This window comes from Steroidobacter sp., assembly GCF_036406195.1.
In the GTDB taxonomy this organism is placed as follows: Bacteria; Pseudomonadota; Gammaproteobacteria; order Steroidobacterales; family Steroidobacteraceae; genus Steroidobacter.
In genome coordinates, this window is record NZ_DASWVW010000021.1 from 1 (window position 1) to 7,731 (window position 7,731).

Here is a 7,731-nt window from a genome sequence, read left to right on the forward strand (position 1 = left end):
AAGCTCGACCCAACCCCAGCGAGCTGAGCCCCCCTACGATCGCCGAATCGGTCACGATCCGTGAGGGCACTGAGCCGTGCTGCCTCATCGACCGTGATCAGAATCCCCGGGGTGATGACTCAATTAATCTGCGCAGGCTCAATGGCCGCTGCCTTTTTGAAGTCGCGCTTGTAATCAGCCAGCGCGACCGCGGCCTGCAGGTCATCGATCGATGGTGGATCCCGACGCAGCTGCTGCTCGACTCGACGCAGTGTGTCCGATGGCAGCGCATATCCGTTCGTGAGCGCCCAAAAGATAGCCACTGCTGAGGTCGGCGTTTCAGCGATGAGGCGCAGGCATTCGAGCTTGGCCTGCGCTTCGCGATCGACCATCAGAGCGCCACACGCAAACTTCCAAAGTCGCCAGCGTTTCTGAGATTCAGGATCATGAATGCGCTCGCACAGCAGTGCGAACCGGTCGGCGGCGTGCTGGAGGTGGGCCTGACTTTCGTCATCGACGCGGGCGAGGTCGATGGAGACCGGCTCCGGGACCGAGCCTATCCGAAAGGGCACTGCCGCCGACAGGGCGCACGCGTAGCGCACGATCCCGCCGATCTCCAGGATGGGAACCCAATCCGGCGCCAAGCGCTCTGCAGTGAGGACGTGTTGGAATGCATCTTCACGACGGCGTTGATGACAGGCGATGAACGCAGCCAAGCGATGCCACTCTGCATCTACATTCTTGAGGGTACTCCATTCCTGCAGCAACACTTCTGCGTCAGCGATCTGGTCAGCTTCGATGAGTAACCCAGCGCGCAGCATCGCTCCGTCCTTGCTCTTCGGGCTGGCTAACACTTGAAGCGCCGCGCTGGATCCTGTTTCCCGCAATGCGAGTAATGCTTGAACGCGTGGCTCTTCTTCAGGCGCGAGCGAGTTGGCTTCCTCCAGGAGGGTGCGGCACTCCTGGATCAGCCGCTGATTGAGCGCAAGGACCGCCAGTTGTCTCAGCAGGCGGGCCTGGACCGCCGGGCCAAGAGAACTCCATCGAACCAAATCACCTCGAATTGCAAGTAACAACTCGCGGGCCTTTTCATGCTGACCGCGAAGCATGAGCTGGCGTGACTCATCCAGGGTTGCCGCGACGGCCTGCTCGACAGCGGATTGCAACGCGCCGATCTGGCTGATGACGGCGCTTTGAATCAGTCCTGCCGGTCCGCTTGCCACAACCTGTAGCGGGGGAGGGGCCGGATCGTTGGTCGGAAATGGGTCGAAGAACTGCCGAGCGAGTTCTCGACTGCGGCGAACCCGGATGCTGAGCTCGCGCTGCGCCCAGATTTCAAACTCAATGCCGAGCGCTTTGAATCTCGCTTTTTCTGCCTGGATCTCTGCGCGGCGCTCAAGCCCGCGCAGGTCGCAAGCGATGCACAGAATAAAGCGCCGCACGCACTGAGTTGCCCAGTGAGTCCCCCAATGGTCGAGAAACTCATCGGCAAACTTACGGATCTGCTCTGGCCGGATGGACTTGTAGCACTTGCAGGAGAGCGCATCGATGCCGGTGCCGTCGCGGCGGTCGGCGACCAGGTCGACACCGAATTGCTTCTGCCGTGGCCGCCCGTAGCGCTCCGGGTTCTTGACGCCCACCTCATCGAAGAAAAGGTCACAACAGATCTCTTCGAAGACGTCGGCACCCCAGCCATACAGGTCGACGAGGATTTCCGGCTTACGGGCGCGTACGAGACGCGCGGATTCGCTTCGTTGGTTCATCAGGTGGCCTGGGACAGGGGACTGGGCCTGGACGGCGTGCGAACGTTGCCTGTTTTTGTTCGCGCATTATCCGTGCTTCGCCCATCGGCCAACGACGGCTGCTTCTGCGTGTCGCCTGCCTCCGTTGGGGCACGTGCGATCTGCAGACACAATCTATCGTGTAAGGCGCACAGCGTAGTGATGCGTCAAAAGTGCGTCAAGGCTCCCGAGCGGGCGCACCACGCCGGCAGCGTTCGCAGTAAAATCAAGGTTTTAACAGCCGTTGTTGGTGCGCTTTGGCGCGGGGTCGCGCTGTGTCGGGTGGCGCGGGCCGATATAGGTCACCACAACATCTTGTGTGTGCCCGGAGCACGGGAGCGGGTCACACAATGCGCGGGGTGCTGCTAAAAACAATAACTTACCTGCCTCGGTGCTGCATTTGATGCAACTGCATCTGATGCGTACAATTGACTCCCAGGAGGACCTAACGATGCGTACGACCCTGGATATTGATGATGACGTTCTGGAGGCGGCCAAGAGCCTCGCCCGACAATCGGATCGAACGGCCGGCGCTGTTTTGTCCGAGCTCGCCCGCCGTGCGCTCACCAGTGCGCCGGCCGTATCGGCCCGTCCCGGAATCGGCGGCTTCGTGCCTTTCGAGAGTCGAGGCGGATTGGTCACAAACGAACAGATCGATCGGCTACGTGAACAGGACGCCTACTAAGTGCGTGCCTTGTTCGATGTCAACGTTCTGATCGCGCTTCTCGATACCGACCACGTCGGCCACGCCGTTGCGACCTCTTGGTTTGCTACGCACCTCGAACACGGCTGGGCTTCCTGTCCGATCACGGAAAATGGTACGGCGCGTATCATGGCTAGCACCGGTTATCCAAACCCGCTGCCCGTAGCCGCAATTCTGCAACGCCTCGCGATGGCGAAGGCGACCGAGTACTACCGTTTCTGGCCCGATGATGTCAGCCTCACAGATGCAGAAGTCTTCAGTTCCGGCGAGCTGCTCGGGCCGAAGCAGATCACTGACCGATATCTGCTTGCGCTCGCCGTCAGGAATAACGGCCGATTGGTTACCTTCGATCAGGGAATCCGACCAACGGCGGTGGTCGGTGCAACGATGGAACATCTAGTCCAACTTGCAGGGTGACCGGCCAATTTAGGATTACCCAGCTAGTTACGGATCCACAGCAAGCAGCGTTCAATATTCACTCACGAACCGCGCTGCGGCCCTTTTGATCTCGTTGGCCCGACGACGGCAGACGGAACACGCACACAGGTGGGCAAGATGCGAGGGAATGATGTGGAGGGGCGGCCACATGAATGCCTCGCTCGAACTTTCAGATAGCATCGACGGGGAGGCTTGCAGGGGGGCATCGATCCACGGGCACTCGTGCTCGAAGAAGCCGCGTGGATCATCGTTTCGCTCGACGCCGGTGAGTGTGTGGTCGGGTGGGCTTCGTGCCTCTCTTCGGCGACGTCTTACTCTTTCGCTTTTGCGTATCTGATGACTTGCGCTTGGATGGCAGCTTTTTGCGGCCTTTCGCCTGCCGCGATGCTCGAGTGTCTTTACTTCGTGTGCTTTGCGCGGACGACACGTCGATCAAAACAACAGCGGCTTGTGGGGCGTATGGATCTTTCGCGGCGGCGCGCAGCGCCATTGATCGCAGGCGCGTCACCACATCGCCGATTGTCAGCCAGCCCCCGGTTTTGAATCGCCAACCTTTGCCGCGTTTGCGCTGATGTATGAGGAGAAGAATCCCGTGCCGGCCATTGCGGCTGCGCAAGTAGCGCCCAATGAGCTGCCTTGACAGCGCGTGCTCGAGTTCGGGCAACGACCAGCTTTCGGCCAGTTTCACCTCGACCGGAACACTCGCGTCCGTCACCTTCGCGCGGGCGCGGATATCCGGCTCCTTCTCGTCGACGACATGAGGCTCGCGCTCTACCGAGTAGCTGCGCCCCTGGCGTTCGCGCAACGCGTGCGCGATTGCGATCTGCACATCTTTCTCTGAAGGCGCGCGCGCGAGCGCAGGTCCCTGCGGGAAGTCCGCATTAAGCAGATCATGCTGCAGGTCTGCCAGACGCCGGACCAACACACGCTGCAGATCTGCGGTCGTTCGAGGCGCGGTCAAGTGATCTTGTTCGAAGGCGACAACATCAACGGATTTCCATGGTGCGTACTCCGAATCGGTGGCGGCTCGCTGGACACCTCGACTCGCCAGTTGTTGATCACCGATTGGAACGCTCCGATCTTTGCGGAAGCGCTGAATTGCCCGATACGTTGCAAGCCCTGGCGTGTCGACGAGGAAGCGCAAGAGCGCGGACCGTGCGCCCTCCGCATCGTCGCGTTCATCCGGGGTGTAGCTTTCCTCATCGCTGTGATCGTTGTCGTCTTCGATGCGAACAGCGCGGTAGGCGATGCGCACAAGGTCCTGTAATGTGTCGAACGGCAGATCTCGCAGGACCTGCGGGATGTCGTAGCCATTTCCCGCAAGGCGTGGCAACAGCGCAAGTACGAGTCGTGTTTGCTCCTCTTGGTTGAGTCGCGCCAGTTTTCGTGTCAATGCCAGCTGCGCAGATTTCGGCGCCACACGGAATAGGTGCTCGAAGTAGATCGCGAGTTCACCGCGAGCGGGGGCTTGCTCGATGCGCTCTAGCAAGTGATCAGCATATTGGGTGTCTCGATACGACACGGACAGGATGTCCAGGACGCGACGCAGGATCAGCGAAGGCAGGGTCGTGGAGTCGCGTAGCGTCCGAAAGAGGTCCTCTGCGACCAGCGCGCCGACGACCGCTTCGTCCCGTGCGATGTCCTGCAGCAGGTCCGAGTGCACGTTGGGGTCTTCCGTTTTGAGTTCCGGTTGGAGCTCGCGGATCAGCACCTCACGTACAGCGTCAGGATGCGCTCGCGCAAGGACGGCGAGCCATGGCGGAAAGCCGTTGAGCTCGAGTGTCGCATACTCGGCTGCGCGTACCGCGTCGGTATGGTCGAGCGACTGCGCCCAGTTGGCGTTGCGAGCTGCTTCGAGTGTCACGCCCACGATCCCGATGCTGTCGAACGGATACACCAGATGATGTTCGTTCGGTGCGCGGCTACTCTGGACCCGTGGTTTTCGCTGCCGCCAGTATCCTATGAACGCATCCTCTGCCGCGGATCGTACAGATGCGTCGAACAGCGGGGAGAGTACGTCAAGACTGTCGATCGCGTACCGTGACCGGTTCTCGCCGATCGAAGAGAGAAGCTTCCAAAGATTGAATAGCCGTGCATCGATCCCTTTCTCGGTCGGCGGCTTCAGCGAGCGCAGCTGTTCGGGATTGGAGCGGAGGTTGTCCGCGAACGAGATCCAGGATTTCTCGACCTTCGCCTGCTCGATGGCGGTCTGTCGCTGTCGATGCTGCCACTTCCGTTGTCTTGCACGTTCTTGTGAAGAAAGCTTCGCGGGCTTTGTCCTTGCACGGATTAGCGCGGCTACTTCGGAGAAGCGCGCGGCAATGGGCTGCAACCGGTCGATGACATGGTCTGTGCACGAGAGGGAGCCTGCGAGCGTGATGGCCGTGTCCGCCGCCAGTGCGCGTTCGGATGGTGTTTCCCGCTTGGCGGCATCTTCAAGCAGCCAGTCGACATCGCCGGCTTGCAGTTCCAGCGGAAAGCCCATGCCTCGAAATTGCCAGTGCTCCGTCACGGGCTTGCCGTCGAGGTGCGGGTCGTTGGCAAACCACTGTGCGGCGTACCACAGCAGTGCTCGGCGCCGAATAGGGCTGGCGAAGATGGCTTCGCGCAGCTTGTCTTGCTTTCGAGGATGGCGCCCGCGCTGACTCAGTCGCAGCGCAATCTCCATAGCGATGTCGGATGTTTGATCTGGTTTCAGCAGCTTGAGAATACGCATCGCGCAAGATTCGAGCGCCTTGTACAGCGCATCGTGCGAGTCGTCGGTTGCATCGTCCTCGCTGGCGAGTAATGTTTGGAAACCCGAGCCGAGCCGTTCGAGAAGTTTCACATCGTTCAGGCGATCGGCGAGTCGTGCGGCAAGCACATCGAAATCGGCGTTGCGTGCATGCTCCACGTTGAGCTGTCTGGCGAGCCCCGCGAGTTCGTCTACGGAGACGAGCCGTGGAAACAGGCGATCGACTGCATCCCAGATCAACCTCGGCTCGACGCTTTGCACATTGGCGAGCAGACGTTCGACGTAGCTTCGGCGGTCTGCGTCGGGCGCAACGGCGAGCAATGCCCGAGCCGCAAGGCGCTGCGAACGCCGATCGGCGTGATTGGCATAGACGGCAGCAATGGCGAGATCGGCACAGTCTGTGAGATCGCCCAGCGCAATCATGAGCAGCAGCAGTCGACGGACTGTCGGCGACGCTTCGTGCTTGCGCCACAACGCGCGAATGGTGGGGGCCAGATCTGCTCGACTGAACCGCTGCAACTGATCTTCGTTGTAGTAATCGAGGCGTTCCTGTCCCTTGGCTTGCGTGACGACCGCGTGAAGCGCTCGCTCTCGAACCGAGAGCGGCAAGCTCGCCGGATCGCCGGCGTTCATCAAAAGATCCGGTTCACGGCGCAGGATCTCGTTTGCCGTGTCCGAATCCCACAACGCAAGCCACGCGGCGGTCTCCCGCATCGACGGGATGATCACCTGAACCTCATATGTGTTGGCGAAAAGGAGATCCGCGACCGTCTGTTTCGGGCATCCGCGGCCGAGCAGCCGCTTCAGCCAGCGCGCCGCCAGAAAGCTGCGGACTGATCCCTCGTTGTCGTGATGGAGGCGGACGAGGCCGGATACCACGGGATCGAAAACGGCTCGATTGAGTAGAAGCCTCGTCAGATGGTCCGACCAGTCCGGTAGCACGTCAGCAAGGCTCAGCCCCTCACGTCCCTCCGCGAGGTCGATTGCCGTATCGGGCACTTGCACGTACTCGATCCTTTGGAGGATGAGTGCGGCGCCGATGCGCTCGAGGGCGGCGAAAGCATCGTCGACACTGAGCGAGTCCTGCCGCGCACGCTGGGCATCACTTTCACGTAGCCGGTGACGCAGACTGCGTTCGAGCATGTCCTGATACGGGCCAAACTGTTTGCGCGATCGCCATTCATCGATCAGCCATTCCAAGTCGAGCGGTCGGCGCGCAAAGCGCCATAAGTTCGCCTTGTCGAGTGACGTGGTGAAGGGGTCAATGTCAACCACGCCCTTTTCGCGCGCGAACTGTTGAACCCGTGCGCGGTCCAGTGCTTCCATCAGGACGACAGAGGGAAGCTCCACAGGCGGCGATGGCTGGCGCGGCGGCTTTTCATTGCGCACGAACTTGGCGATGAGCGCATTGGGGTCGATCGGTGCCACGTCGGCGTCGGGTGGCGGCAGAGGCAGCAGCGTCGTCAGCTGCTCAAGGTCGCTGCGGAACTCCCAGTCCGTGTGTCGGCCCGAGAGCACGATATGCGCACGGCCGAGCGCCCCGGCAATGCCGGTGGCGACCGCTTCGAGTGCATCCCGCAGGCGAATATGTGCGTGCTTGGCTTCATCGACGGAATCGAGAAAGAACCAGCCCGGATCTTGTCCATCGCGCCAGGCCTGCAGGCGCTCGGAGGAATGCAGAGCGCCGTCGAATCCAAACCGGCCGATATTCTGCAGGGTGGCATAGAAGCTGAATCGACCCGCCGCTCGTAGTCGGCGCGCCTGCTCCTCGAGTTCAACCGTCTTTCCACTGCCAGGCTCTGCAAGCACTACCACCCGTCGTCTTTCTAATAAGTCCGACCATGTGGGCGCTCCGTAGGCGGGATCGAGCAGGCGCGAGAAGTCCCGCGAATCGCTCGCATCCCCATGTTCGTAGGGCGAGAACCGGCGATCGAGCGCGATATAGCGGGTTGCCAGTAAGCGCTCGATCTTCCGCAGCCTGCCCATCTGATCGCAGATCTGATGGGGTGTGTCGTTTCTCAACCGAAGGAGAACGACATGTCGAAGCAAGGCGCACGTGCCCAGCGGATCAACGAGTGGCTGGAACACCTGCATCG

The 7,731-nt window shown here is 60.9% G+C and carries 4 protein-coding genes; 2 read left to right on the top strand and 2 right to left on the bottom strand.

What is annotated here, in order from left to right:
- Positions 1-119: 119 nt before the first annotated feature.
- Positions 120-1,742 (bottom strand): hypothetical protein, encoded by a 1,623-nt coding sequence (locus tag VGE08_RS10150; RefSeq protein WP_331067760.1) that lies wholly within the window; start codon positions 1,740-1,742, stop codon positions 120-122.
- 469 nt (positions 1,743-2,211) lie between these two features.
- Here VGE08_RS10150 and VGE08_RS10155 point away from each other — a divergent pair, with 469 nt between their 5' ends.
- Both VGE08_RS10155 and VGE08_RS10160 read left to right on the top strand, forming a co-directional pair.
- Complete coding sequence (locus VGE08_RS10155; protein WP_331067761.1) at positions 2,212-2,445, top strand: CopG family transcriptional regulator; 234 nt, start codon at positions 2,212-2,214, stop codon at positions 2,443-2,445.
- Complete coding sequence (locus tag VGE08_RS10160; protein WP_349258669.1) at positions 2,446-2,880, top strand: TA system VapC family ribonuclease toxin; 435 nt, start codon at positions 2,446-2,448, stop codon at positions 2,878-2,880.
- A gap of 265 nt (positions 2,881-3,145) precedes the next feature.
- Here VGE08_RS10160 and VGE08_RS10165 read toward each other — a convergent pair whose 3' ends face one another.
- Positions 3,146-7,621 (bottom strand): hypothetical protein, encoded by a 4,476-nt coding sequence (locus VGE08_RS10165; protein ID WP_331067763.1) that lies wholly within the window; start codon positions 7,619-7,621, stop codon positions 3,146-3,148.
- Between the last annotated feature and the right edge of the window lie 110 nt (positions 7,622-7,731).